Origin of the sequence: Bradyrhizobium canariense, from assembly GCF_019402665.1 — a bacterium.
In the GTDB taxonomy this organism is placed as follows: Bacteria; Pseudomonadota; Alphaproteobacteria; order Rhizobiales; family Xanthobacteraceae; genus Bradyrhizobium; species Bradyrhizobium canariense.
Genome location: NZ_VSST01000063.1, coordinates 30566 through 56120, shown reverse-complemented (window position 1 = coordinate 56120; position 25555 = coordinate 30566). Strand labels below are relative to the sequence as shown.

Annotated in this window: 15 protein-coding genes; 5 read left to right on the top strand and 10 right to left on the bottom strand. The window is 58.4% G+C overall.

Annotation, left to right across the window (positions count from 1 at the left end; genetic code table 11):
- Positions 1-247: 247 nt before the first annotated feature.
- A complete protein-coding gene (locus tag FXB41_RS30660) occupies positions 248-1714 on the top strand; it encodes a lipopolysaccharide biosynthesis protein (protein WP_157158586.1) in 1467 nt (488 codons plus the stop codon).
- Here FXB41_RS30660 and FXB41_RS30655 read toward each other — a convergent pair.
- The 7 genes from FXB41_RS30655 to FXB41_RS30625 form a co-directional block, all read right to left on the bottom strand.
- Positions 1701-6938: an Ig-like domain-containing protein gene (locus FXB41_RS30655; RefSeq protein ID WP_219684438.1), complete on the bottom strand. Its 5238-nt coding sequence runs from the start codon at positions 6936-6938 to the stop codon at positions 1701-1703. The two genes, FXB41_RS30660 and FXB41_RS30655, sit on opposite strands and share 14 nt — an antisense overlap.
- A gap of 226 nt (positions 6939-7164) precedes the next feature.
- Complete coding sequence (locus FXB41_RS30650) at positions 7165-8958, bottom strand: ABC transporter ATP-binding protein (protein WP_198288246.1); 1794 nt, start codon at positions 8956-8958, stop codon at positions 7165-7167.
- Positions 8959-9008: 50 nt separating this feature from the next.
- Entirely contained in the window at positions 9009-10004 is a 996-nt protein-coding gene (locus FXB41_RS30645; RefSeq protein ID WP_007595290.1) for a glycosyltransferase family 2 protein, read from the bottom strand.
- Positions 10001-12931 carry a trifunctional glycosyltransferase/class I SAM-dependent methyltransferase/polysaccharide deacetylase gene (locus tag FXB41_RS30640; protein ID WP_219684437.1) on the bottom strand — a complete coding sequence of 977 codons (2931 nt, stop codon included), beginning with the start codon at positions 12929-12931 and terminating at the stop codon, positions 10001-10003. Before FXB41_RS30640 ends, FXB41_RS30645 begins: the two co-directional genes overlap by 4 nt.
- Positions 12928-14088, bottom strand: coding sequence for a glycosyltransferase family 2 protein (locus FXB41_RS30635; protein WP_198288247.1), 1161 nt, complete (start codon positions 14086-14088; stop codon positions 12928-12930). Before FXB41_RS30635 ends, FXB41_RS30640 begins: the two co-directional genes overlap by 4 nt.
- Before the next feature lie 12 nt (positions 14089-14100).
- On the bottom strand, positions 14101-15084 hold the full coding sequence (gene galE, locus FXB41_RS30630; protein ID WP_007595295.1) for a UDP-glucose 4-epimerase GalE: 984 nt from the start codon (positions 15082-15084) through the stop codon (positions 14101-14103).
- Positions 15081-16052, bottom strand: coding sequence for a UDP-glucuronic acid decarboxylase family protein (locus FXB41_RS30625; protein WP_007595297.1), 972 nt, complete (start codon positions 16050-16052; stop codon positions 15081-15083). The genes galE and FXB41_RS30625 overlap by 4 nt, the downstream gene beginning before the upstream one ends.
- A 914-nt stretch (positions 16053-16966) precedes the next feature.
- On the opposite strand from FXB41_RS30625, the gene FXB41_RS30620 reads away from it, so the two are divergent.
- The gene (locus FXB41_RS30620; RefSeq protein WP_007595299.1) at positions 16967-17965 is read left to right on the top strand and encodes a glycosyltransferase family 2 protein; all 999 of its coding nucleotides are present in this window, start codon (positions 16967-16969) and stop codon (positions 17963-17965) included.
- Here the strand turns inward: FXB41_RS30620 and FXB41_RS30615 are convergent.
- Complete coding sequence (locus tag FXB41_RS30615; protein ID WP_219684436.1) at positions 17954-19150, bottom strand: glycosyltransferase; 1197 nt, start codon at positions 19148-19150, stop codon at positions 17954-17956. The genes FXB41_RS30620 and FXB41_RS30615 overlap by 12 nt on opposite strands.
- A gap of 108 nt (positions 19151-19258) precedes the next feature.
- On the opposite strand from FXB41_RS30615, the gene FXB41_RS30610 reads away from it, so the two are divergent.
- Positions 19259-20290, top strand: a complete 1032-nt coding sequence (locus FXB41_RS30610; RefSeq protein ID WP_007595304.1) for a glycosyltransferase family 2 protein — start codon at positions 19259-19261, stop codon at positions 20288-20290.
- Positions 20291-20378: 88 nt separating this feature from the next.
- Here the strand turns inward: FXB41_RS30610 and FXB41_RS30605 are convergent, their stop codons facing one another.
- Positions 20379-21209 carry a glycosyltransferase family 25 protein gene (locus FXB41_RS30605; protein ID WP_007595306.1) on the bottom strand — a complete coding sequence of 277 codons (831 nt, stop codon included), beginning with the start codon at positions 21207-21209 and terminating at the stop codon, positions 20379-20381.
- Positions 21210-21485: 276 nt separating this feature from the next.
- Between FXB41_RS30605 and FXB41_RS30600 the strand changes: the two genes are divergently transcribed.
- Positions 21486-23156 carry a putative Ig domain-containing protein gene (locus tag FXB41_RS30600; protein WP_219684435.1) on the top strand — a complete coding sequence of 557 codons (1671 nt, stop codon included), beginning with the start codon at positions 21486-21488 and terminating at the stop codon, positions 23154-23156.
- A gap of 10 nt (positions 23157-23166) precedes the next feature.
- On the opposite strand, the gene FXB41_RS30595 is transcribed toward FXB41_RS30600, so the two are convergent.
- Positions 23167-24294 carry a polysaccharide pyruvyl transferase family protein gene (locus FXB41_RS30595; protein ID WP_007595310.1) on the bottom strand — a complete coding sequence of 376 codons (1128 nt, stop codon included), beginning with the start codon at positions 24292-24294 and terminating at the stop codon, positions 23167-23169.
- A gap of 424 nt (positions 24295-24718) precedes the next feature.
- On the opposite strand from FXB41_RS30595, the gene FXB41_RS30590 reads away from it, so the two are divergent.
- Positions 24719-25519: an FkbM family methyltransferase gene (locus tag FXB41_RS30590; protein WP_007595312.1), complete on the top strand. Its 801-nt coding sequence runs from the start codon at positions 24719-24721 to the stop codon at positions 25517-25519.
- Positions 25520-25555: the final 36 nt, after the last annotated feature.

Here is a 25555-nt window from a genome sequence, read left to right as displayed (position 1 = left end):
ATCGATTGGACCACAAATCTCGGCATTGACATTGGTGATGGTCAGGCCCTCGTTTGAAATCTATTTCGACCAGGCTCGCCCAGGTAGCCGATTCCACATCGCCCGATCACGTCTTCCGTTCGTGTCAAGGCCAAGCTAAAAGCCGGAGACGATCGGAACCGCCATCGTTCAGCGCGCTGGATTTCCCGCGGCATTGCTGGCAGGCGCAAGACCGCGCAAGACTGTTGAGGTGGCGGGGGTGAGCTCGTTGGACAGAGATAGCAAGTCACGGGCCGTAACCAACATCCTCATAACGGGCGGTTCCCAGGCCTGGAAACTGACGGCCGGTTTTGTCTTGATGATATTCTCGACGCGAAATCTTGCCCCGTCAGACTTCGGCCTGCTGGCCATGTCTGCGACGGCTGCAACGTTCCTCGGGCTCATCAAGGACATCGGCATTGGACAGACCATCATTCAACGCACGGAAATCGCCAAGGGCCAGATCGATGCGCTGTTCTGGCTGTCGGTGCTCGCTTCCGCGGCATCCGCTCTCGTTCTGGCGTTGTGCGCCCATCCGGCTGCGCTGTTTTACGGCGATAGGAGGCTTCAACAGCTCATGATCGCAATTGCCGGCCTAAGCTTCATTGCTGGCCTTCCGACCGTTCCGGCGGCGCTACTTGCCAGAGAATCCCGGTTCAAGCCCCTGGCAATCCTGGACGTCGCTGCGACAACCGCTTCCGTTGCCGCAGGGATCGTCGCCGTAATCATCTTGAGAGACTATTGGGCACTTTACCTGTCCACGCTCGTTCTCACGCTCATTTCGACAGTCGGGATCTGGGCGTACTCTGGCTATCGCCCTGGATATCCCCGTCTGGACAGCGAGACGCGGCACATGGCGCGATTTGGCCTGCACGTGTCAGGGTTCAATCTGGCCAACTATCTCTCGAGAAATGCGGACAACATTCTGATCGGCAGATTTCGAGGGAGCGACGAACTCGGCCTGTACGATCGGGCCTATAAGCTGTTGCTGCTGCCGATCATCCAATTACACAACCCCATCGGCCAGGTGATTGTCCCGTTGCTTTCACGGCTTCGTTTCGAGAAGGAGAGATATCTGAGCACCTACAACGATGCCCTTTCCATGGTTATGCTGATATGTCAGCCGGGCATCGTCTTCGCCATCCTGCTCTCGGAGCCGCTCTTCAGAGTTCTCCTTGGCGAGCATTGGGTGGGTGCCGCCCCGATTTTTTCTTGGCTTGGCGTCGCGGGCTTGATCCAGGTCGCGACCGCGACGGCAGCTTGGCTATTCCTCAGTCAAGGACGTGGCCAAGAGTACTTCAGGCTCGGCGTTTGGACCGCCCTGATCAACGTGACCTCATTCCTCATCGGTCTTCCCTGGGGCGCGCTTGGAATCGCCGCGGCGTATACGCTGGTGAACTGCACGGTCGTGCTGCCGCTTTACGCCATATCGATCGGTCGTCATGGCCCCGTGACGACAAGGAGCCTGATCAAGACGACTGTCCCGCATTGGATCGGTTGTGGCGTTGCGGCGGCCGTCACAAGCATTTCGATCATCTCATTGGATGGAAACTCCTTCGCTGGGCTGGCTGCGCTGCTGGCGCTTGCCTATGCATCATATCTCCTCCCCATGACCTTCTTCGCGGGAAAACGGGCATTGGCGAAACGCGTATTGCGCAACGTTTTTCGAAAGGCAAAGGCCTTTAGTGAAGGATGAAGCCGTGCAACGCGGCTAGATGGACATCGATCGCGGCGATCGCGTGAACGGCGTCGACCTGATGAACGCCTGTGTCAACACCTGGCCAAGTGGTCGCCGAGAGGAACACTGCCCCGGTCGATTGATCAAACGCCTGGCCGATTATGTCATGTCCGTTGGAGCTAGCGGACTGCTCGAACACGAAGCCACCGTCCCCCAGGCGCGCGGGGCCGACGGCCGGTGCGGCAGCAGGCGGCTGCGACGGCGCAACCGCCGAAAAGTCGAAGCCGGCCTTCGGAGGATCGATGACCAGCGTGCCCCCGGATCCGTCGCTCGAGAGATTGAAGGTCGAGTTGGTGTAGTCGCCAACAAGCGAGATATGTGCCGTGTGATTTTGAGCATCGACCACGGTCAACACGCCACCGGCTGTGCTGCCGGAAAAGGACGCCGACGTTCCCGCTCCGTACGCGATGTCCTTCAGGTCGATATGGTTGGAATTGGACGCGGTGCCGTCACCCGTCAGACCGATGAGCGTTCCCGTAAATTGTGACGCGTGGTCCAACACCAGATTGCCGGTCGACGCCTTGAAGGTGATCGACCCGGAAGCGGCGCCAGACAATTCGAGCGTGGCGCCCGGGTCGACCGTCACGGCCTGTGACATATTGCCCAGATTCAGTACGACATTTCCGGAGATTTTGAGGATGGTCGATGACGTATTGATTACACCATCGCCATTGAGGTCTTGATAAAAAGTCGTCTCGACTGCTTTAAGAGCAGGGTCGGTCGGGGACATCTTGTTCAGGAGGTTCGATACATAGTTGCCATTGCTGTCCGTGATCCACACACAGAGTTCGCCGGTGGCCGGAATCTTCCAGGCTACATCATAGCCGCTGGTCGTTTGTTCCACGCCCACCGGCGTCCAGGCGCCGAACTGTCCTGACACAACCGCTACGCCACCGTACTTCAAGGTCGGCCCCGCGCCGCTGGCCATCGCGTCGAACAAGTAATTCGAGCCAACCAGAACCAGGCTGGTCGAGCCGGACGCCTCGATTGTCGTGCCCGAAACCTTCTGAGGCGCTGGTGGAAGACCAATCACGCCATCCCCGTTGAGATCCTGATGAAAGAGGGTCTCGCTCGATGTAAGAGCCGGATCGGTGCCGGGCAGCTTGTTCAAATAGTTGAATACGAAATTGCCGTTGCTGTCGGTGCTCCAGACTGCGAACTGGCCGGTCGAGGGAATCTTCCACGCGACGAGGTAGCCGTTCGATGACGCTTCCGCAGCCACTGGCACCCATGAGCCAAGCTGCCCCGCGACAACCGCTGTTCCGCCATTCTTCAGGATCACCGATGAGCCGGCCGTCGAAAGGTAAAAGTTGCTTCCCGACTTGATAAGCGATGTCGTGCCCGCCGCTTCGATCACCGTACCGACGGCGGAGCTGAGAGCGTTCGAAAGCAGGCTCAAATTACCGGCGATGTCGGTGGCGGTCGCGGTGAAGCTGTGTTGCCCCGCCGTGAGCGCCCCGGTGGTGACGCTCCAGGCCCCACTCGTCGCCGCGACGCCCGTGCCGAGCAAAGTCGAGCCCTCGTGCAGGCGGACAGTACTTCCGGCCTCGGCCGTGCCGGAAACGATTATCGCGCCCGAAGCTCCAGGTGCGCCCGAGGTCAGGATAGGTGCAACCGGCGCACGCGTATCGACCGCGACCTTCAACGCGCCGGAGGAAGCGCTGACGTTTCCGGCGGCGTCCGCGGTCTTGCCGGTAAAGGTGTGATTACCGTCCGCCAACGTTGCTGTGTCAAAAGACCAGGCTCCGTTGGCATCGGCGATCGCCGTTCCGATCATCGTCGCTCCGTCGAAGACCTGAACGGTGCTCCCGGCGTCCGCGGTTCCAGTCAAATTCACGTGGTTGACATTGGTGATGCCATCGCCGGCAACGTTGCTGTCTGGCGAGAACGACGCGAGCTTGGGCACGTTCGGGGCGAGCGTATCGATGGTGACATTGACCCCGGCTGAAAGCGCGGTGAGGTTTCCGACCCCGTCCATCGCTGAGGCGGCAAAAGCGTGCCCGCCTTCAGCCAGCAATGCCGTCGCCGTACTCCAGCTACCGTTGCCGTCGGCGATCGTCGTGCCGATCTGATTTGCCCCGTCGAAAACCTTGACGGTTAAACCTGGTTGCGCGCGACCCGTGAGAACCAGATGATTTGTATTGATGAGGCCCGACACGATCGAGCCACTGTCGTTGACCGCCGAGATCGTCGGCACGGCGATAGACCTCATCGCCATCGGCGAATTCGTCGCGGAAATGAATGAATAGTCCGCCGACGTCAAGCTGGTGACGCCGGCAATGCGCAGCGTATCCGCTCCACCAGCGTAGTGAACGGTCCACACATCGTTCACATGGGTCAAATAGGCGCCGCTGTCGTAACCTTTCAGACTCAGCTTGTCGTGTTCGGCAGTCGCACTCGTGAAGACGTGGAAATCGGCGACCGTATCGTTGCCGCTGCCTCCATTGTAAATGAACGTATCGTTTCCGGCTCCTCCGGAGAGCCAGTCATTCCCGCCGGCGCCGTCCAGGATGTCGTCGCCGCTCGAACCGACCATACGGTTTGCCATTTGATTGCCGACACCCGCGAGCCCGCCCATCATCAACGTCAGGTTTTCGACGTTCGTGGACAGCGTGTGCGACGTCCATGCCTCCACACTGTCGATGCCGCCGCCGGGATTCTCGACGATCTTCTGGTTTGCGCTTCCGATGACGTAGGTGTCGTCGCCGTTCCCTCCGATGAGCGTGTCATCGATATTGAGCGCCGAGAGCTTGTCGTTGGCCGCGGTGCCATACACCATGCGGCTGCTCGCTTTCCCGCTGATCCATGATGTGATCGTCCCCCCGACCGGCGGCGTCGCAGGCAACTGAAAGTCGTCGCCGGTAAACGCCGAGACCGTCGTGTTGCGGAACACCAAGGTATCCTGGCTCGTCAGCTTCAGATACACGTCGCTTCCGACCTGGCTCATAGCCGCTTGAACGTCGGCGAATGAGGTAAAGGCGAAGCCGTTCAACTGGACAACATCGTGTCCGGCGCCCGATCCCGGCGAGAAGTCGGTGATGATGTCCGAACCGTCGCCGGAGTTAAATACGAAGGTATCCGCGCTGCCGCCCCCGGTCAGGATATCATTGCCGAGCCCGCCGGTGATCACGTTCGCCGCGGAATTGCCGATGATGATGTTGGACTGAATATTTCCCGTGGCATTGACGACCGTCGAATCGGTGAGCGTCAGATTTTCGACGTAGCTCGAAAGCGTATACGTCACCGAGGAGTTTACGGTGTCGATGCCTCCGCCATAGGCCTCGATAACCTTCGCACCGGAATCGGTCACGACATAAGTGTCATCGCCGGCGCCGCCGGTCATGACATCGGCGCCTCCTGCACCACCGATCAGGTCATTGCCGGATGTGCCGGTCAGTGTGTCTGCTGCCGCGCTTCCCGCGATCGTGTTGGTCGGCGCGCCACTCGTGAGCAGGGTGTAGTTCGCAAGCGTGTACTCCGGCAATTGATAGGCCGTGATGGAATCGATGGTCATCGTCGCCGTCGATCCTGCAGTGGCGTTGCCCGGCCAGCTCCCGCCCATTGCCAGGTTGGCGATCATGTACATCGCCGTGTTCATGTCGGAGGGTGTCGCCTGCTGTGCGACCTCTTTCCCGTCGACGAACAATGTCAGGTCGTAGGGCGTCCATTTGAGCGCAAACGTGTGCTCTCCAGCGGTCAGGTTGGCCGTATTGGCCCAGGCCCCGTTCGTCGAAGGCGCGTACGGTGAGTGAATGGCCCAATGCGCCTGGTCAGGGTCCTGACCAAAGGCTTCGAGCACATCGATTTCCGTGTTGAGGTTATTGGCAGTGCTCGGCAACATCCAAAACGCCGGCCACGCGCCGCTTGTACTGGGCAGCGTGGCCGTCATCTCGAAATAGCCGTAGGTCTGGGTAAAGCTGTTTTGAGTCGAGATCATGCCCGACGAAAATATGGCACTGCCCGTATAAGGCGTTGCGCTCGCAGGCAGCGGTTGCGCCGTGATGACGAGGTGACCGTTCTGAATCGAGAACGGATTAAGCCCGAGCGACGTTGATGCCTGAGTGGCCGGCAGCCCGGAAAAGCTGGGATCGACATACACTTCCTGTTCGCCGGCCAGCCCGTACCCTGCGGCTCCGCTCCAGGCATAGCTCGTGCGCCAGGTCAGGCTCGGATCCTGGCCCGCGGAGAGCGCGTTGAAGTCGTCGTTGAAGGTCTGGACCAGTCCGGTCGGGGGACTGACGATGCTTATATTGGCGGCCGTGAGATTCTGGAGGCTGGTGTTTTCAAGCGTTATCGTTTCGCCGTTGGCGGTCGTCAGGACAAGGTCAGTGCCCACCTGCTTCATGGCCGCCGTAACGTCGGCGAACGTCTTGAAGCCTGTGTTGTTGAGCTGCAGGACATCTCCGCCGGCGCCCGCCTGAAAGTCGGTGACGATGTCGTTGCCGTTGCCCGCGGTGACGACAAGGGTGTCGCGACCGGCCCCACCGGTCAGCACATCGTTGCCCCGCCCGCCGTCGATCATGTTGTCGCCGGCATTGCCGACAATGATGTTGTTGAGGTCGTTACCGGTGGCGGGAGACGGAACGCTATCCGTCAGGACAAGATTCTCGACGTTCGGCGCATTGACCAGGCTGTATCCGTTGATGTTCCAGACACGGATCGTATCGATACCCTCTCCGGCCTGCTCCACGACCTTGGTGTTGTGGTCATAGACATAGTAGGTGTCGTCCCCTGCTCCGCCGATAAGCGTGACGCCCGTGCCGCCGGCCTCCATGCCGTCATTTGTCGGCCCGGTCGTCAGCGTGCCGCCCGCGAGGACGGTACCCGCCCAGTTCCATGCCGTTCCGCTCGCTGGCAGCGGACTGTCCAGTGCGACATTGCTGGCAACCAAGGTCGAAAGCGCGACGTTCTGCAGCGTCAAGGTTTCGGTGGATGACAGCGTCACAACCGTATCGGAGCCCATTTGGGCGGCCGCTGCCAGGAAACTGGCGAACGTCGCAAAGCCGTAGTTTTGCAATCGCAACACATCGCCGCCTAAGCCCGCCTGAAAATCAGTGACGGTATCGGAGCCGTACCCCTTCGAGACGACGAAAGTATCGCTGCCTGTTCCTCCGGTCAGAACATCATTTCCAGTACCGCCAAACAGAACGTCGGCACCGGCGCTTCCATTGATAATCGTCATGATGGATTGCGTGCTCCTTTTACGTGGCACACAACTATGCATGCGTTCAAAAGAGCCTTATGGATTCGACGCAATTTGACGCATGACGAGCGAATCGGCTGGTGGCTGGATATTTCTGCACAGACACCGTAATGCTACGGGCTCGTGTGAACCGCGCTGCTTTGCAACAGGAGGCTCAGTGCAGGGCTCGTCATTCACGGGCGGGCGCCGACACCCTGGGTTCCGACTAGGGAACCGTATTCCGCATGCGGTAGGTAACCACATCATCTTGCGAAATTCCTGTTACGCACGCTCCTCGACTCACCAGGACTTTCGCCGGAGGGCCCTCAGCACGAACCCGGCCGTTTTCAATGCACACCACGTGGTCCGCATCGCGCACGGAATCCAGGCGATGCGTTATGAGCAACAAGGTTCGGTTCTTGAACTGCAGCTGGATAGCGCGTCGAATGCTGTCCTCAAGCGTCAGATCGAGCGCGCTCATCGCTTCGTCGAGGATGAGGAACTTCGGATTGCGCACAACCGCTCGTGCAAGACCAAGACGCTGCCGCTGACCGCCCGAGAAGCGCAGGCCATGCTGTCCTATCCAGGTGTCGTATTTGTCGGGTAAGGCCTCGACGACCTCTGAAATGCCCGCGACCCGCAGCGCCTGCCGAACCTCTTCCTCGGAGGCGTCGTTCTTGGCCATCCGAACGTTCTCGATTACCGTGCCTTCGACCAGGTCGACATCCTGGCCCGCAATCGCGAGCATGCCGAGCCAATCGGTTCGACGAACGTCTTCGATGGATCGGCCATCAACCCGTATGTCACCCTCGCTGGCCGAATACAGGCGTAACAATAGATTTACGATCGTGGTCTTGCCCGCTCCGCTGGCTCCAATGAGCGCAGTGGTCTTCCCCGCCGGAATGTCAAACGAAGCATCCAAAAGAGCGGGCTCCGTACCGGCATCATAGCGGAACGTCACGTTGCGAAAGGAGATGCCGTCCTCCAGTTTAGCCACCGCCACGTGCCCGGCCTTCGGATATTCCTTGTCATCTGTCGACAGCATGTGTCTGATGGACCGAAGCTGAGGCTCGATCTGCGCCATATACAGCAGGTTCCCTTCCAAATCTCGCATGTGCGGCTGCAATCGATAGAGCAACGCGACCGCGGTCAGGCTCGTCGCGAAACCGATTCCCCATAAGTCAGCGAACGCGACTACGAGAAACAGCACGACAAGATATCCCACCTCCGTCAGAGGCGAGATCATAGCGGTTAGGCGCGCAAGCCGCAGTGCGACCTGTCGGGCCTGCGTCGAGGCCTGCTCGAAGCGTTTCTGGTGAATCTCCTCCTGGCCATACGCGCGGATCGTGCGCATACCCTGGAGTGTCATCAGCATATGCTCACCCAGCTTTTGATGAACCAGCTTTACACCGGCACCCAACTGCTGCATGGGCAACGAAAGATGCCGCAATCCGGCCGACACAATCATCGAAGCGACGAGGGCGAGGACGGTTACCTTGATTGAGAGCGCCAACAGAAAGGACGCGAAGAGAAACACCGAACACGAGCTCACGATAATGCGGGTAAGACTCGCGTATGCCCCGGAGATCACCCACGTCTCGGTTCCCAACACCTCCATGAGATATGCTTCGTCATGGCGTTGGAAGAACGAATAGGAAGTTGACAGATACTGCAGATGAACGCGGTTGCGCGCGACCTCATTGATCTTCTCTCCAACACGCGCACTGACTAGTGTGTTGACGAAGGAAAGAGCACCGCGAGCAATGATGAGAAGGAGCAGAACGACAGCAGTTTCGGTCGAGCTCTGAAACCAATTCGCCGCGTATCGGAGCGCTTCGCCCAGGAGGCCACTGGTCGACGTTGCAAGTTCCACCTGCCCCATGGCGAAATAGAAGAACAGGAGCACGAGGGTGATCCCGACCGTCTCCGCCAACGATGTAGCCAAGCCAAGGACAATTAGTGCGGGCGTCACCCAACCGGGCAGCGGAGCAAGCTTGAGCAGCTTGAACAGTTCGACCAATGCAGCGCGGCGAGCAGCTCTCGGTCTTCGTGCGTTGTTCGCGTGTTGTGTCATAGCGATTGACTGGGATCGCCGATGGCAAACAACGAAGCCGGGGGTCGAACCGCCCTGCGACGCCGATGACGCCATTTCCACCGGATTTCCGAGACGGTATCCCGCGGCACATCGTGCACCGCGACCCTGAGCGCGAGCAAGGGATTCCGTTTGAAAAGGAGTCCAAAGATTGAAACGAAGTACCACAACTCACCGCCCGTCAGAGCTCTCCGAAGCAACCAACGCGCATAGTTTCTGAAGCCCAGGTCAAGGAGCGCCGCGCGCTCGGGGTGCCGCATCATGATCTCATCCGCGACCAGCATCCACGACCGGAACATCCGGGTCTTGTTGCTCGACATGTTGTTCGGGAGGTAGCGATATCCAATCTGGTACTCGGGCACGACCGCGAAACGATACGCTTCCGCGACACGGCAATAGAACAGCAGATCTTCACAGCCTTCTGCCCCCGATGCCCTGAGTCCACTCTCGAATCCTTTTGAAACTATGAGGGCTTCTCGGCGGACCAGTGACGAGCTGCCGTTGCCGATGAAATTTCCCTGACAGAGATAGTCCAGCACCTCGCCCGCATGAAACACGGGATCGGACCTGGCGCTTACGCGACTATCGGCATCGATCCAGTCATACCAGCTGTAGACAAGACCAGTCCGTTCTCCTCCATCAAGCAAGGCTTGAAGCTGTCGTTTAATCTTGCAGGGCGTCCAGAGATCATCAGCATCAATGAACGCGACGAAGTCCGCGCGCGCCGCCTGCCAGCCCGCATTCCGAGCGGCCGCCACCCCCGCATTACTTTGTTCTATGATTGTTACTCGAGAATCCTGAATCAGATGCCGCTGCACAACTGCGACCGTGTCGTCTGTGGAGCCGTCGTCCACGACAATAATTTCCAGCTCCCGGTGCGACTGGGATCTGACGCTGCGAAGCGTCTCGTCGATCGTTGCACTGGCGTTGAAGGCCGGAATAACTACACCGACCAGAAACGCATCCATATTCATTGATACTGCTCCAGGCAGCGCGCGAATGTGTCCAGCGTAAAATCGCCTCTGATCTCAATTCGCGGCAGGTCTAACAAATTGTCCCTTAGTGTGGCGGCCCGGTTGACAGTATTGAACAGCGTCTTGTAGCCGCATTCGGCTGCGAGAATTCCAAGCCGCTGATCTGTGGAGCCAAAAGGCGCGGCAAGTGACGTTACGGGTCGCCTAAGCCATCGTTCCAACTGTGCACGAGATCGCGTCAATTCCTCGGCGAGAGTCCAGGTCGCAAGTTCCTCGCCGCGCGGATGGCTCGCCAAATGGCTACCAAAGGATACGCCCTCGGCGGCAAGCCCGGCGATCCTGACCGCGTCGAGCAGTGGAGCGGGCTCTCCGAACGGAGCATCCCATTCCGCCCGCTTTCCCACGAAGTCGGTCGCAACGAACACCTCTGCCGAGAAATCGTTTGCCTGCAAGATCGGCCATGCATGCTCGGCAAAATCCTCGTACCCATCGTCGAAGGTGATCAGCACCGGCCTGCCGACGAACGGATGATTGCTTGCCACGAACCAGGCGAGCTGATCCGAATTGATGGTATGGTATCCATTGCGGCGAAGCCACAGCATCTGTTGCCGGAACGCATCGGGAGACAGCCGGTACCGCGCCAATTCACGTGGTCCTTCAACCGCAACTCTGTGGTACATCAGGACCGGAGCGTGCGCGCGTCTTTCGGATTGCGCGACGTCAGACCTGCGCGCGACGGCACCACCCCACACGATGTACCGCACAACCTCGACTTCAATCGGGGCGTCGATAGCCGCGCATTTCACCTGTGTGTCAGGGGCAGCTTCACCCGGGAGTAACCGCCTGAATCGATCGATACGGTACAGCTCCGTCTCGATCGACGTCTCCAGGGCAAGTCCGGGTACGCTCTGGATAATTCGCGTGATCGTCTCCGCCCCATACGGACTCTCCCAGTCGAGCCCCGTTCGCGACATGTTGTCCTTCAGCACAAAGGCGTGCCCAACCACCAGGTAACCGCCAGGACGCAGCGCCTGCACCAGTCGCTTCGCCACCGATTGGAGTTCAGCCTCGTCATCGAGGTAGTAAAGGACCTCGGAGCAGACGATCAGATCGATGTCCTGCGGGAGCGGATTGGCGGACAAATCCAGTTGGGAGAATTCGATATTCTGATGCCCATTGCACCGGACACGGGCGCGATCGAGCGCCTTAGTCGAAATATCGGTGGCCTGGAGGCGCTTGACCCTGGGAGCCAATTGCCGCGTGAAATGTCCCTCCGCACAGGCAAGCTCAAGCGCGTCGTCCACTGGTTGGTCTGGAAGGAGCTCAAGTTGCCGGCTGTACTTTTCCTGTTCATACGGCGAACCGTAGTTCCAGGGATCTTCCTGCTCGAACAGACCTTCCCAAAATTGCTTGCGCGCGGTGTGTCGAGACCTTTCGGCACATCGAATCCGGCTGCTGGAATCGGGTATACCCGAAATGGCCAGCGGCCGCGCCTGGCCTGAAGCTCGCGAGGCCAGCTCGCGCAGTCGCGCCCGGTGAGTATCTCGGCCGTCTCGCATGAAACGACGAAGCATTCCGGTCCACTTGTGAAGTTCGATTCTTGCACGAACGAGATTTCCGAGCTGTGCTCTGATCTGGGAATGAACCAGGCCATTGGAGGCCAGCGCGATCCAGAACCGGCTGTCGATAGTGCCGAGGGCACCAATATCCAGCAGCGCCAGGATGCGAGGGCCGTCGCAGAGATAGACGTATAATCGATCAATGGTCCCGATCGGCCTGATGGTGGCGATACGGCGAAGGTCAACGCGCATGCCGAGCGTCAGTGTGAGCACCCTGGGTGCCGAAAGGTCGTCATACTCGAGCACTTTCCGCTCAAACCTGTATTGGCACTTTCGCCCCGCCGCGGGGTCGTTCCACGCACAGCCGATTGCCAAGATGAGGCCGGTTACCCCGTCCCCGTACTGCGACCACCGTTCCGCCAACTTGGCAGGCACCGTTCTGGCGCCGACCACGACGGCTTCGAGCAGGACGCTGGTGATCTCGTCCGCCGCCGTCTGGGCTTTTGGAATGTCCCTGAGCGTTTCCAGCATTGGATGGCTGGCGTTTCTGCGCCCGCATTCAAATCCGGCACACCAGAGCGCGAAGTACGCGTACGCCGCCGCGGCGCCGCCGTATGCAGTTGACGCTCCCGCCCGATGTGCGGGTGCCGGCGCGCTAACGCGATCATCACTCGAAAATCCGCGAGCAATGACCACCTGCGCGTCGGCCAGCATCCGTTTGACATCTTGCGTCAGTGAACGGTCGCTTGTCCGGTAATAGCTCAATTTCTCATCAACATGGATCCACCTGCCGCCGCAGCGGGCGATCCGTTGCCACAGGTCCCAATCTTCGCACGTGCGGAGGCTGGCCTCAAAGCCGCCGACCTTTGCAACAGCGCTCTTCAAGACGAGCACGCCATGAATGAACGTGGCACACGTACGAGCGAACCGCTCGAAGGCGTTGTCCTGGATGGCCGGATCGCAGCGAACGGGAGATTCACTGCCGTCAGGCATGACCCGGCAACAGTTGCAATAGGCAGCCACCGCCGAAGGATCGAGATCCAGCGCATCATTCATTCGGGCAAGGAAGGACCGATCAATCCAATCGTCACTGTCAAGGAACAGTATTCGTTCGCCGCGCGCGCTTGCAATTCCCTTATTGCGGGCACCTGAAGCGCCTACTCCGCCAGACTGCAGAACCCGAAAGCGGGAATCCCGCGCCGCATATTCGGCGACGATCGCGGCCGTGGCATCGGTCGAACCGTCATCCACGACAAGAGCTTCCCAGTCGAGGTCGCGCTGCGCGAGCAGGCCGTCAAGCGTTTCGGCAATGGTACCTGCAGCATCGCGGGCGGCCACCACGACGGACGTACGCGGATGGGCCGTCATCTTCGAAACCTTCGGCGATGATAGAACAGCAATCCGGCGAAATACCCCGTCACCTCCTCTTTGAGGAAGCGGTCGCGAATGCTCCCTCCTTCCATTGCATTCCGGAGCAGCCGATAGAGATACCAACGCGGCTTGTAATAGTAGGCCAGACACCGGTTCGCCGAGATCCCCGTTCGCTCATACTGCACCAAAAGTGCGGCTGCATGACCGCGCATGTAGTGATAGATCTGGCTGGCCAGTCCATCCATTGTACTGCGGTGAAAGTGGAATGCGACTGACGCCGGAGTATAACGACACGTGTAGCCGCCCGCGAGCAATCGATACCAGTACTCCGAGTCGCCCGAGCAACCGGCCTGACCGACGTCCAGGCGCTCATCAAAGAGCCCGACGGCCTGAAACACCTCGCGCCGGAACGCCATGCTCGCTCCGGCGCCGATCTCCCACGCGGCAAGAACCTGGCCGCGATGAGATCGGAAAACTGCGGGGTCGTAATCCTGTTCGCGATAGCCCTTGCCAAATCCCCAATACGTCTCGAAATGCCGTTGCGCCTCGGTCGCGAGCTCGGCGGGAAGCACAAGCCCAGTCACTGCACCGATCTCGGGAGAGTCAAACGCAGATGTCAGTTGCTCCAGCCAGCGCGGGTGAAGCAGCACATCGTCGTCCGTATAGGCGACAATATCTCCGGTCGCTTGGAGCGCGCCGGCATTGCGCGCAATATCCAGACCGGGGCGATCCTCGCGAATATAAGTTGCTGCCGCGGCCAACGCGACATCCCGCGTCCTCCGATCGCGCGATGCATTGTCCACCACAATGATTTCTCGTGGAGGATGGGTCTGCCGCGGCAACGACGACAAGCATTTGCTCAGCTCGTCCGGACGATCGCGCGTGCAGATCACCACGCTCGCCGAGAGCCTCACTTTCGTCGGGGTTCGCACTTTGGAGTCGACAGCTGACAGAAAGCTGTCGTTGATATGATCGATCCTGGCGTCCGTTATCTGGCCTTCATGCATCAGCACATGGCCGATCGGTTGGTTGGCACGCCAGAACACCGTCATGCCCTCGCTCAACGTCGTTTCCGCAACATCGGACGCCGACGTCACGGAGACATGCGTCACGCCTCTTCCCAATCCAATTCTTGCGAATGAGGTGTCGATCATCTTCGTGCGCAATCATGCCGGCGGGTGGCTATCGCTCCACCTCAGTGCGGTCTTGATAATGAAATCGATCTCGGATTGCCACGGGCTCCAACCGAGCTCCCGCTTGGCTTTGGCAAAGGAGGCGACGAGCGTGGGCGGGTCCCCTGGGCGGCGTGGGCCGCGGCGGACGACCGGGTCCTTTCCGGAGACACGCTTCACCGCCTCTACTAGTTCGAGCACACTCGTGCCAACCCCCGTACCGAGATTGAAGACATGAGTACCGCCTCGAGCCACCAGCATGTCACCTGCCAGAAGGTGGGCCTGCGCCAGGTCAGTGACGTGTATATAGTCCCTTATTGCAGTGCCGTCCGGCGTCGGAAAGTCCGTTCCCAGAATGGTGAAAGGCCGATCGGGTCGGCGCACCGCTTCGATCGCCAGCGGAATGGCGTGCGTCTCCGGTTCGTGGCGCTCGCCGATCTCGCCATCAGGATCACAGCCCGCCGCGTTGAAATAGCGCAGCGAAACCGACGACATCTCGTACGCGCGACCGAAGTCCTCGAGCATACGCTCGATAATCATCTTGGACCATCCATAGGGACTAATCGGCGCCTGCGGATGCGTTTCGTCTATCGGGGTGCGCGTGGGTACTCCGTAACTGGCACACGTGCTGGAAAAGAGCACGCGCGAACAGCCGACCGCCCGCATGGCATCCAGGAGGGCAAGCGTTCCTCTCGTGTTGTTATCGTAGTAAATGGCGGGATCAGCCACCGATTCGCCGACATAAGCCAGTGCCGCAAACTGCGCGACGAGGTCAGGCTTGTAGGTTTCCAGCGCTGCGCGTACGCCGGCTGAATTGCGAATATCGCACTCGACCAACGGTCCCCAGCGCACAGCATCGCGCCAGCCTCGGGAAAGATTGTCGAGCGTCACGACGTTCCAGCCCGCCATCGCAAACGCCTTGCAGCAATGCGAGCCGACGTAGCCAGCACCACCAGTGACAAGAACAGTCTTTTTCATCTCGCCGCTTCCGCTCCCCGCGCAATCATTAGGCTCTCGAAATATGCAATGGTTTTGCGTAAGCCGTCGCGCAACGAGAAGGATGGAAGCCATCCCAACGATTTCTGGGCCAAACTGATGTTGGGTCGGCGTTGCTTGGGATCGTCGATCGGAAGCGGCATGAATTCGATAGCCGATCTGGATCCAGTGAGGTCCACGATCATCCCGGCCAATTCAAGCATTGTGATCTCAGCGGGGTTGCCGAGATTCATAGGACCGACGACGTCATCACATGTGTTCATCAGCCGGACCAGACCGTCGATCAGGTCATCGACGTAGCAGAATGAGCGTGTCTGCTGCCCGTCACCGTAAATTGTGATTGGTTGATTGGTTAGTGCCTGCACAATGAAATTGGAAATGACACGCCCGTCATAGGGACGCATACGTGGACCGTAAGTATTGAAGATGCGGGCAACCTTTATCGAAAGCTTGTGTTGCCGCCGATAGTCGAAAAACAGTGTTTCCGCGCACCGCTTTCCCTCATCGTAGCACGAGCGCGGCCCGATCGGATTGACCCTGCCCCAATAGGTTTCGTCTTGCGGATGAACCTCGGGATCACCGTAAACTTCCGAAGTCGACGCCTGCAGAATTTTTGCGCGTATCCTCTTGGCCAGCCCAAGCATGTTGATGGAACCATGCACGCTCGTTTTGGTCGTTTGAACAGGATCGTGCTGGTAATGAATTGGACTGGCCGGGCACGCGAGGTTGAATATCTCGTCGACTTCCACATAGAGAGGAAATGTGATGTCATGCCGGATTACTTCAACTTTTTGGTTGGAAAGCAATCCAGTCAGATTATCCTTTGAGCCGGTGTAGAAATTATCGACACACAAAACTTCGTTTCCGGCGCTTACCAACCGTTCGCAGAGGTGCGAACCCAAAAAGCCGGCACCGCCCGTTACAAGGATTCGCCTCGTTCGCGCCAACATTTACTCCTCGTCACAAATTCTTGTTGTCAACTCTCCGACTTCCAAATTCCAGCTGATCCTTATCTAAAGCAATTGTGGCCTGAGTTGGTGCGATGCGTGGCTCCGACGCAGCCGCAGGTGGGACGCAGGAACCGGGAACGCGCAGTTGCAAGGCCTCGACACTTTCGTCACATCGAATTTAGGTCAGCAACCATCTGACAAAATCGACAAATGCGCCCCTGCGGCCCCTCGTGTCGGATGCAGCCGCGAGCGGTATCCTTGGTGCGCGCATTGCTATGAAACTATTGCCTCGTGGCGGTTTCGTCCGCGGGATAGAACCGCGTTTGATGCGCTTCCGAGAGAACCTGCCCTGTCGATGATTTCGCCAGAGCGGTCCATTCGTACATTCCAGGCTTGCAAGGACCAAATGTCCGGACCGTCCCAGACGGCACAACGCCGTTACGGGGAACCGGAACGTCCTGGCCTCCCATCTCTCGGGTGCCTTGCGCTAGTGTGAGCGACATCGACGTGGCGCCCACGGGAACATTGCTCAGTCGGATCTCGGGATTTGGGAAAAGTGTGATACAGCCGCGTGTCCCGCCCCATGAAAAATCAAGTGTCATCGGATCAGCTGATGCAGGATGACATAGCGCGAGCAACAACGCGAAGACGGCGACAACAATTTTCACATATCGCTCCGGTCAGGTTTGATGCCGGATCTTCAGGCGATCGGCCACACAGTATCCACCAAAATATATCGCCATTTTATGGCTTGGTAGCTGAGCATACTGGCTGATCAAGGCAACAAAAGAGCGGCAGGTCACGAGTTGGCCATTGTTATATTTGACCGTCGACACATCCGTTGGCGAGCATCAGAGAACAATGCTGTGCCTGCCAACGGATTGAGCAAAGAACCGCAGGATGGTAGCTAAACCGTGTCCAGAAAAGTCCTGATCGTCGTACCGGTATTGAATGAGGCTCCCCACATCGAGACCGTTGTCCGTAACCTCGCTAGCGACAGCGTTCATGAAGATCGCACAATCGTGGTTGCAGATGGCGGCAGCACCGATGAGACGGCTGACATTGTGCGCCAGCTGGCCGAGGAGATTGCCGGCGTCCATCTGTTGCGCAATCCGCAGCGGCTGCAGAGCGCCGGGGTTAATCTGGCCGTACAAGTCTACGGTGCTGCAGCGCAGGTCCTGGTGCGGTGTGACGCCCATTGCCAATATCCGACGGACTATATTTCGCGCCTCCTCAAGACCTTGGACGAGCGCCAAGCCGACTCGGTCGTGGTCCCTATGGACTCGCGCGGTGACGGCTGCCTGCAAAAGGCCGTCGCCTGGGTATCGGACACAAAGGTCGGTTCGGGCGGATCGGCACATCGCGGCGGAAAGAAAAGCGGCTTTGTCGATCATGGACATCACGCAGCGATGACCATCGACGCCTTTCGCAGGGCCGGTGGTTACGATGAAACCTTCACTCACAATGAAGATGCAGAGTTTGACTGCCGGCTGCGTGCAATCGGCGGCCGGATATTTCTGGATTCGGACATCCGCCTTTCATATCGACCGAGGTCGGGTTTTCTGAGCCTGGCGAAGCAGTACTTCAACTACGGTCGCGGTCGATCGAGAACCGTGAGACGGCATCCCGGATCGTTGCGACTGCGCCAGTTCCTGGTACCGACTCACGTCGCGTTGATGTTCTGCGCCATCGTTCTGTCTCCATTCGCACCTGTACTGTTGACATTGCCGATGGCTTATCTGGCGATACTTGGGCTTACTGCAGTGACAATTGCACAAAAGCATCGCTCGATTTGCGGGTTGCTTGCGCTGCCGGCCGCTGTCGTGATGCACTTCGCGTGGGCACTTGGCTTTTTCTGGGGCATCCTGTCGATCCGCCAGACCACCTGGCAGATGACCCCTTCAGTTTCCTGAATCCTGCAGAACCTGGGCGCTGACCGGTGCGTCTGCATGCCGGCCCGCCTTCGCATAAGCGACCTCGGTCAGGCGGGCAATTGAGGTCCACGTCGGCACGGAGTCGCGCAGATCCAGCATTGCTTGTCCCTTGGAGTTTCGATAATCAGGATCATCAATTAGCCGCTCGAGTGACCGGGACAATGCGGCGGGGTCATCTGGAGGAACGAGCGTTCCCTCTGCCCGATCGCTCAGCCATTCGGCAAAGGTTCCAATGTTCGACGCGACAATCGGACGTCCCGCCGCGATCGCCAGCATCAGCACCCCCGATGCGTCAATGTCTCGGTACGGAAAAGCCAGGATGTCGGCGTGCGCGACCAGCGAGGTCATTTCATCGTCCGGAACGAACCGCAGGTCGAATTCGACATGGTCGTCGAGCTGCAGATCCTTCACCATCGCAAACAACGGCTCCATCGCCATTTCCGGCCAGCCCACGACCTTCACCACGCAACGTGCCCTGACCTCTCGGGGAAGCAATGCAAGTGCGCGAAGCATAACGTCGACGCCCTTGTAGGGCTTTATCTTGCCGAACAGGAGTATTTGAACGCGCCCGCCACCGGCCGAAGGCTCGTCCGCCGGTCGGGCGATATGATCCGTCAGCAATCCGTGCGCGATAACGGATATCTTCTCGTCCGGGATACCGACGCCCAGAAGGCGATCGCGTGCAACGGCCGTATGAACGATGAGATGGTCGAAGCAATGCAGAATCTTGAGCGCGCCAATCCGCTGTATCCGCGAGCTCGGATTGTTGTTGAACGGATTCGAGTCATGAACGGTCAGAACCGTTGGCGCGACCTTTCTGAACTTGGGAACGAACTGGCTGTCAACAATCGCCAAGGGCGCCCACTGGAAATGGATCACATCGGGCGGCGCTCTCCTGAAGCGCCTGATCAGCCGAGCCATTGATTCAGCGTGACTGAGACCCTTCAGTCCCAGCTGCACGTTGCGCGGAAGTTTCTTGAAAAAGCGCGACTGCATCCCAGGATAAAAATGTCGGTCAAGAAACCGCACTTCGTCGACGGACGGCTTCTGCCCAAGCTGGCGCCCGACAATGTTGGCTGCATGCCCAATATCGGTCAATCCTTTGGCTAATTTAAGATCATACGGCCAGGTAAACAGTGACGGATCGATCAGAGCGATTTTCATGCGATTGTCTCACCAACCATGCTTGCGGACTGTGAAATTACTTCTGGCTCATCAACGCATGGATTGATAGCCTTCGATGACACTGGCAGATTTCCTGAGCGAGACGCGTTGAAGATTAGCATCGTCATAACAGTCTACAATTACGAACGGTATGTCGGATTCGCAATCGACAGCGCGTTGAATCAGACGCGTCCAGCGGATGAAATTGTTGTCGTCGACGATGGCTCGATCGACGGTTCCCGTCAGATCATCGCCGGGTATGGTGACAGGATTCGAGCCATATTTCAGGCAAATCAAGGCAACATCGCAGCATTCGAAGTTGGGTATCGCGAAGCGACAGGCGATGTGCTGCTGTTCCTTGATGCGGACGATATCCTGATGCCGACAGCAGTGGAAAATGTCGCCGCACACTGGCGCGAGGGTCTCTCGAAAGTTCAGTTCAATCTGGAACTCATCGACGGCGCTGGTACGCCTCTTGGACGGTCATTTTGTGCGTTTCCGACGTCGTATACGTTACAGGACGTGCATGCAGAATTTATCCGGTCAGGAACGTACATCTGGCCGGTCATGTCGGGCAATGCGTATTCCAGAGAGTTTCTTCGTCAGGTCATCCCTCTCAATCCGCCCGTCGGATACGATGGCGCTCTCAACACGATCGCGCCGCTTTACGGGGACGTCGTCACGGTGCAGGCAATCTTGGGGCAATATCGGCTCCACGGTCGAAATATCAGCCGGAACGACGCGCAGGGCCGCGCCCAGCGCTTTCCCGATTTCCCTAGGCAAATCGGGTTTCGCGTCGCCGAGTTCGATATCCTGAAGGCGCATTGCGACAGGAAGTCGGTACATGTGCAATCGGCAAGGCCAATCGATAACGAGATCGTCTTTATCAACTATCGCTTAGCGTCCCGAAAATTGGGACTGAGGTATGTCGCCCAGGAGATGGACACATCGAGTTCGCTCCTGCGTCGCGGCATATGGCTGGCTCTGACCGAGACGACACAATGGCGGACCGCCGCCTCTCATATCGTCTGGTTCACTGTGTTATTCTTGAGTCCTTCCTGGTTTGCATACCGGCTGATCATGCTCCGGTTCAACAGGGCAGAACTCCTGAGGCCGCTCCTGAGGTTCGGCCGCTCCTGAGGTTCGGCAGCGTTATCCGACGCAAGCACGCCTGAATGCGCGATGGCGCAAAGCCAACCCACCTCGCAAGATCCTCGTCGCACGCCCTTCAGGCATCAATCACAGGCTTTCGAACCCCGCGAATTGTCCCCGGCATTGGCCCGTAAAGACTGGTTACGCCGGCAAGGCGGCCGCGAATCCGCCTGTCGGACTGGCGAAGGCGAATATTTTCCGACAAGCGCAGAACGTATTCCTTCGATTTCCACGCAAACCATGCCGCCCTGTCAAGCGCAGTAGGCTCGCGGAGCGACTCCGCCGCTTTTGCAATCGAGGATGGCAGCGTCAGCTCAAGGCATGGAAATGGAAACAAGCCATAGTTGTACAGCCCATTTGCCCAGAAGCGATCCATCTCCCAGTCGACTGGCCGATGGATCGTCGTCACGCTGTGGATAAATCGACGCGCTGCGCCGCTGGAGATCAGATAGGCCTGCGTTCCCATTGGCGCGCGCTCAAACCGCACCAATTCCCGCTGATCCAGCCAGGCCACGTGCTTGCACGGCGCCATGTGTCGCCCATACAGCCGGAGATAACCGATCTCGGCAGCCTTGCAGATATCCGGAAGCGATCGAAAGCTGAATCCGGCATCGAGAACGACGTCGTCTTCCACCACAAGTGTCCATGAATCGTCGGTGTCCGATGCCCCCAGTTGCGCCATGATGCTCATATGGCTCGCTGCGCAGCCGATCTCGGCTCGTGAAAGGCCCCTGCCCCAAAAGCGGATGGCCAGCGCTTCATCATATTGCGGGAGCCCCGTGGCTGGCACACGCAAGGCATCAAAGAAGGTCCAGGGAATACCAAGCGAATCCAGATTTGCACTCGCGCGCTCGCGGCGCACGGAACCGTCCAAACTAATCGCCACAACTCTGAGATCGCTGCCCATTGATTAGTCAGTCCTGCGCTGTCAACTTGGAACCGCATTGCACATGATCTCAAAAGGATTAGCGCGAACTTGTCTCTGCTGACAAGGAGGAGGCAAGCGCCCAGGCTGCCATGTTCGCGACGATGTTTCACATTGTTATCCCCGTCAGCACGAAATCTGCGGCTACACACTGAAATGGTCCGCATTCGAACGCGTTGGTGCAAACCGAAGGTTTCCACACTTGCGAGTGAATGTGTACGCCGCAAAAATGATGACGGTTAGGCAAGAGAGGCGTGGATGCCATCAAAGCGTCGAATCAACGGCACCATGGCAGCATTGTTCGTCGCATCGTTGGCTGTTGCTGGCTCAGCACTTTATCTAGGCCTGAGCAACGATGGTGTGCGACAGCGCCTGCGATCCATCACGCCCTCCAAGCGAAGCAGCCAGATCGTCGGTGGCGCCGTCGTCGGCCAGAATGGCAGCGGGTTGTATGCGGGCTATACGCTGTCCTGGGGTGACGATTTCGACGCCCTCGATATCGTTGGTCCGGCAAACCCGCGCGGCAAGTTCTTCCCGACTGGCGCCTATCATCCAGGCATCCGCGGCAATACCACGTCGCTAGGGACAGGCTTTGATGCCGACCCGCTAACGACAGGTTACAAAGACCGGAACCGCGGCGTCGCGGTCGACTTCGACAACATGTCGGTTTCCAGTTCGGTGCTGCGGCTCGGGGCGCGCAAGGCAACAGTGCGCGAGCAGGCATTCCTTACACCGACCGACCGGTCCATCAACGGAGGCGTCCGCCCGCACCTCTCCGCGATGATCCATACGGCCGGGGCATTTGCATACTACCCGAGCACCAATGCCGTCATCGTCGAGATACGTGCTCGGTTCAGCTCCAGGCTTACGAATCCGGCTGGCTTTCATCCAGCATTCTGGACCTATTCCGTTGCACCCGTGCTCAACCCAACCGGCAACGAGTGGGATCTGGAGTGCAACTCTCAAGGGATGCATTTCAGCAATATCGTCCACACCTCGGGGGCAATCTCGACCGACAACAGCGCCGGACCGTTCGACTATATGGACGATACGTTCCACGTCTTCAGCTTCGTCTTTCGAAACGGCGGAAGCACCCAGCTTTACGTCGATAGTGCCCTTCGGTCCCAGTTTATTGGCGTGGACTCCAATACCAAGAATATGCCCTCATTTCTGCTGCTGACGTCACACATATTCAACAATACGTTCGCGGGCGAGGCGTACGACGCCGCGGCGTGGGCCAGCTCCACGACCGGGGCCTATCTCGATGTCGATTGGATTCGCGGCTGGCGGACGGCAGGCGTCGCGCATTGGAAGCCGCTGGTTTCGGTCGAAGACCTTAATGTCGATTATGACGGCAGCGGCAAGGTCGTGCTCCCGAGCGCCAAGGCCCTGTGGGGTGATGCAAGCGTCACCGAATTCGTCCAGGTCGTACCCTACGACAGCTCCGAACCGGGCATGGCGGAGCAGTCGACGTTTACGCAATTCCCGGAAGGAATTTCGTACGATGCGGCGGCGCGCACGATCAAGGCGGACTTCACCACCGCTACGGGAAATCCCGGGCGGTCCCATGTCGTCGTTTACGGCTACAAACCTGACGGCTCAACGATGGAGCCCCTGCGATTCTCCATCAATCGCGGCCCGCGCGTGACGACGCCCCCCCTTTCAGCCGCCGCAGGCGACAGCTATCACCACGATATCTATGGGGAGTGCGATGTCGGCGTCATGATGCCGAAGATTTTGTCCGTCAAAGGACTGCCGCAGGGGCTCGCCTTTGACCCTTCCACCGGACTGATCAATGGCGTTCCCACGGCGGCAGGGGTCGCCAACCTAACAATCTCCTGCGCGAACAATGCGGGCCAGACCACAAAGAGCACAACAACGTTCACCGTCCACGCGCACGAGCCGGCGAACCGCCCGTACGGAGGATGATGCTCGACCCTCAACGTTGATCCGTCGGCGCCGAACTGCCCTGGCAGATATCCAGAAACTTTGCGAGGGCGCCGTCCACACTCGTGCTCAGTGGCCGGCTCAACTTTTCGAAGGGCTTGCTCCACGCATCGACGAACGTGCTGATTTTCCCATAATTATTGTCAAGAACCGAGTGCGGCAGATTCAGCAACACGCAAAAGATGTGCGTGTGAAGCCGGTCCGTGATCACGTAGGCCGACGATCCAACCTGCCTCATTCCACGGGCTACACGATTCGACGCCAGCAGGTGAAACCACCGAATGCGCACGTCGAGCTCCGACGACGTCCTGCCCTTGAGCAAGAGGAGCGCCGTCTCGAGCAGCGCCTTGACAAACAACCACTTTCCCAAGCCTCGTTGTTCGTTGAGCCAGTCCTCGACAACAGCAAAGTTTGGGAGCGGCGGAAAATGCTTTTGCTCTACCTTCTCGTGATCGGTTCGGAGCAGCAGCAACAATTTCTTGGTTACTGCCGCTGGCGAGCTCTGCGCCCCCAGGCAGAACGCCATGTCCGGACAGAGATCCACGGGCGCAGTAAATTCCGCTGTCGCGATATTCAAACTTTGCACGTCACGGACCAGAATCCGGAATTTTTTGTGCGAGTTGATGATCTCCGCGGCGCGCTTGAGACTTGCCTTCGAGGAGAAGTGTATAGTTTGTGGCAACTGAATGATCGGGCGATCCGGAAACTCCGACAGAAGCCTGAGCCGAAACTCCTGATGGCTGGGCCACAGGTCGCCAAAATTGCCCCCACCATGGATAAGGATCGGTCCAACAGGAACGGCTCTTTCGAATTCCTTCTTTGACCAGGTGTCATAGGTGCAGACATAGGAGGGTGCTCGACCTAGCTTTTTCTGCAGATAGGTCTCTTCACCCAACCATATGGCGCTGTCGCCCACATTGGAGTGGTTGGGGAAATCCACCAGCGCGAAATTCTCGACACCCACCAGATGGGGCCCGATGACCTTTTCGATCTCATCCTGCAGTTCTGCAATCAGTGTACGAGAATCCTTCATGGGAATTTCGGCCATCGTCCTGAGTTCGGTCCCATCGGTCGCATCACAGCATCGAATGGCTTTCGATGCATCGGCAAAACTTCCCATTCGACTAATCCACTTCTGCCATTGCGCCAAGCACCCGCAACGGTTGTGCAAACAACGCATCTGCGCGCCACCAGCGCGGACGCCGGATGTTTGCGCTGCGAGCTTCCCGCGTCTGTCATTCGATCTTCGCGCTCAGCCGCTTCCGCCTCTACGCTCTCGTGCCTCACTCGGTCCCCTCGCCGATGCGGAAGCCGACCGGTTCCAGAGCACGGAATAGATCGGCTTAGCAGCCAAAAGGCAAGTCTCGGCAACACTGCCGAATAGCGATACCACCGCACATATTCATGACAAGAATCGAATCTATTGGAGTCTTAAGGCAGGCAAATGTGTTGATCGCAACGAACATAGGCAGCGAGCCTGCAGGAATGCCGATTCTTGCAGCACGTCTTGCACCCAGGTGCGTTAGCGAGCTCGGAGTCATCGCATGATCGGTTTATTAAAAGACTACGTGAAGACACGCCTGCTCAACAGCGACGTTATGATATCCGGCACCTCAAAGGAGGAGGAGCTCAGGGAATTCTTCCGGGACCTTTTCCCTGTCGTTACGGACAAGAAATTAGTTCGACTGGGCGGATCCGCTGATGGCGGCTATTTGGTTCCGGATGACCTCGAAGGCTGCGTCGGTTGCTTTTCGCCGGGCGTCTACAACGTCTCTGACTTCGAGCTCGGCCTTGCCGAACGCGGCATCCCGTGCTTCCTCGCCGACTTCTCGGTGGATGCACCCGCGACCCAAAATGACCTGCTCGATTTCGAAAAAAAATTCCTCGGAAACGAAAACAACGCCAAGTTCATGACTTTAGAGAACTGGATGTCGAGAAAGGGCGCTCGGACCGGCGATCTCATCCTCCAGATGGACGTTGAAGGCGGCGAATACGAGGTTATCATCGAAACGAGCTGCGACGACCTGAAGCGCTTCAGGATCATGATCATCGAGTTCCATTCCTTGGACAGAATTTTCAATCCTATCGGTCTCAAGCTGATCGGCGCTGTTTTCAAGAAGATCACCAAGCACTTCGACGTCGTACACATTCATCCGAATAATTACTTCAAACCCATCGAATACAGGGACTTCAAGGTCCCGCCGATCATGGAATTCTCGTTCTTGCGCAAGGATCGCGTTTCTCGCCGAGCGCCTGCCAGAAGGTTTCCTCACGACCTCGACAGGAGAAACGTCGCCAATAGGGATGATGTCGTGCTGCCGAAATGCTGGTTCGCTCCGGGGTGATCGCCACCGTGGCCCCACCGATGAATCGCGCCAGCC

What these genes read in the sequence shown, in the direction of transcription:
- FXB41_RS30655 (WP_219684438.1), bottom strand. Translation starts at nt 6,938, where the DNA reads ATGACGATTATCAATGGAAGCGCCGGTGCCGACGTTCTGTTTGGCGGT.
- FXB41_RS30645 (WP_007595290.1), bottom strand. Translation starts at nt 10,004, where the DNA reads ATGAATATGGATGCGTTTCTGGTCGGTGTAGTTATTCCGGCCTTCAAC.
- FXB41_RS30640 (WP_219684437.1), bottom strand. Translation starts at nt 12,931, where the DNA reads ATGACGGCCCATCCGCGTACGTCCGTCGTGGTGGCCGCCCGCGATGCT.
- FXB41_RS30635 (WP_198288247.1), bottom strand. Translation starts at nt 14,088, where the DNA reads ATGATCGACACCTCATTCGCAAGAATTGGATTGGGAAGAGGCGTGACG.
- galE (WP_007595295.1), bottom strand. Translation starts at nt 15,084, where the DNA reads ATGAAAAAGACTGTTCTTGTCACTGGTGGTGCTGGCTACGTCGGCTCG.
- FXB41_RS30625 (WP_007595297.1), bottom strand. Translation starts at nt 16,052, where the DNA reads ATGTTGGCGCGAACGAGGCGAATCCTTGTAACGGGCGGTGCCGGCTTT.
- FXB41_RS30615 (WP_219684436.1), bottom strand. Translation starts at nt 19,150, where the DNA reads ATGAAAATCGCTCTGATCGATCCGTCACTGTTTACCTGGCCGTATGAT.
- FXB41_RS30605 (WP_007595306.1), bottom strand. Translation starts at nt 21,209, where the DNA reads ATGGGCAGCGATCTCAGAGTTGTGGCGATTAGTTTGGACGGTTCCGTG.
- FXB41_RS30600 (WP_219684435.1), top strand. Translation starts at nt 21,486, where the DNA reads ATGCCATCAAAGCGTCGAATCAACGGCACCATGGCAGCATTGTTCGTC.
- FXB41_RS30595 (WP_007595310.1), bottom strand. Translation starts at nt 24,294, where the DNA reads ATGGGAAGTTTTGCCGATGCATCGAAAGCCATTCGATGCTGTGATGCG.
- FXB41_RS30590 (WP_007595312.1), top strand. Translation starts at nt 24,719, where the DNA reads ATGATCGGTTTATTAAAAGACTACGTGAAGACACGCCTGCTCAACAGC.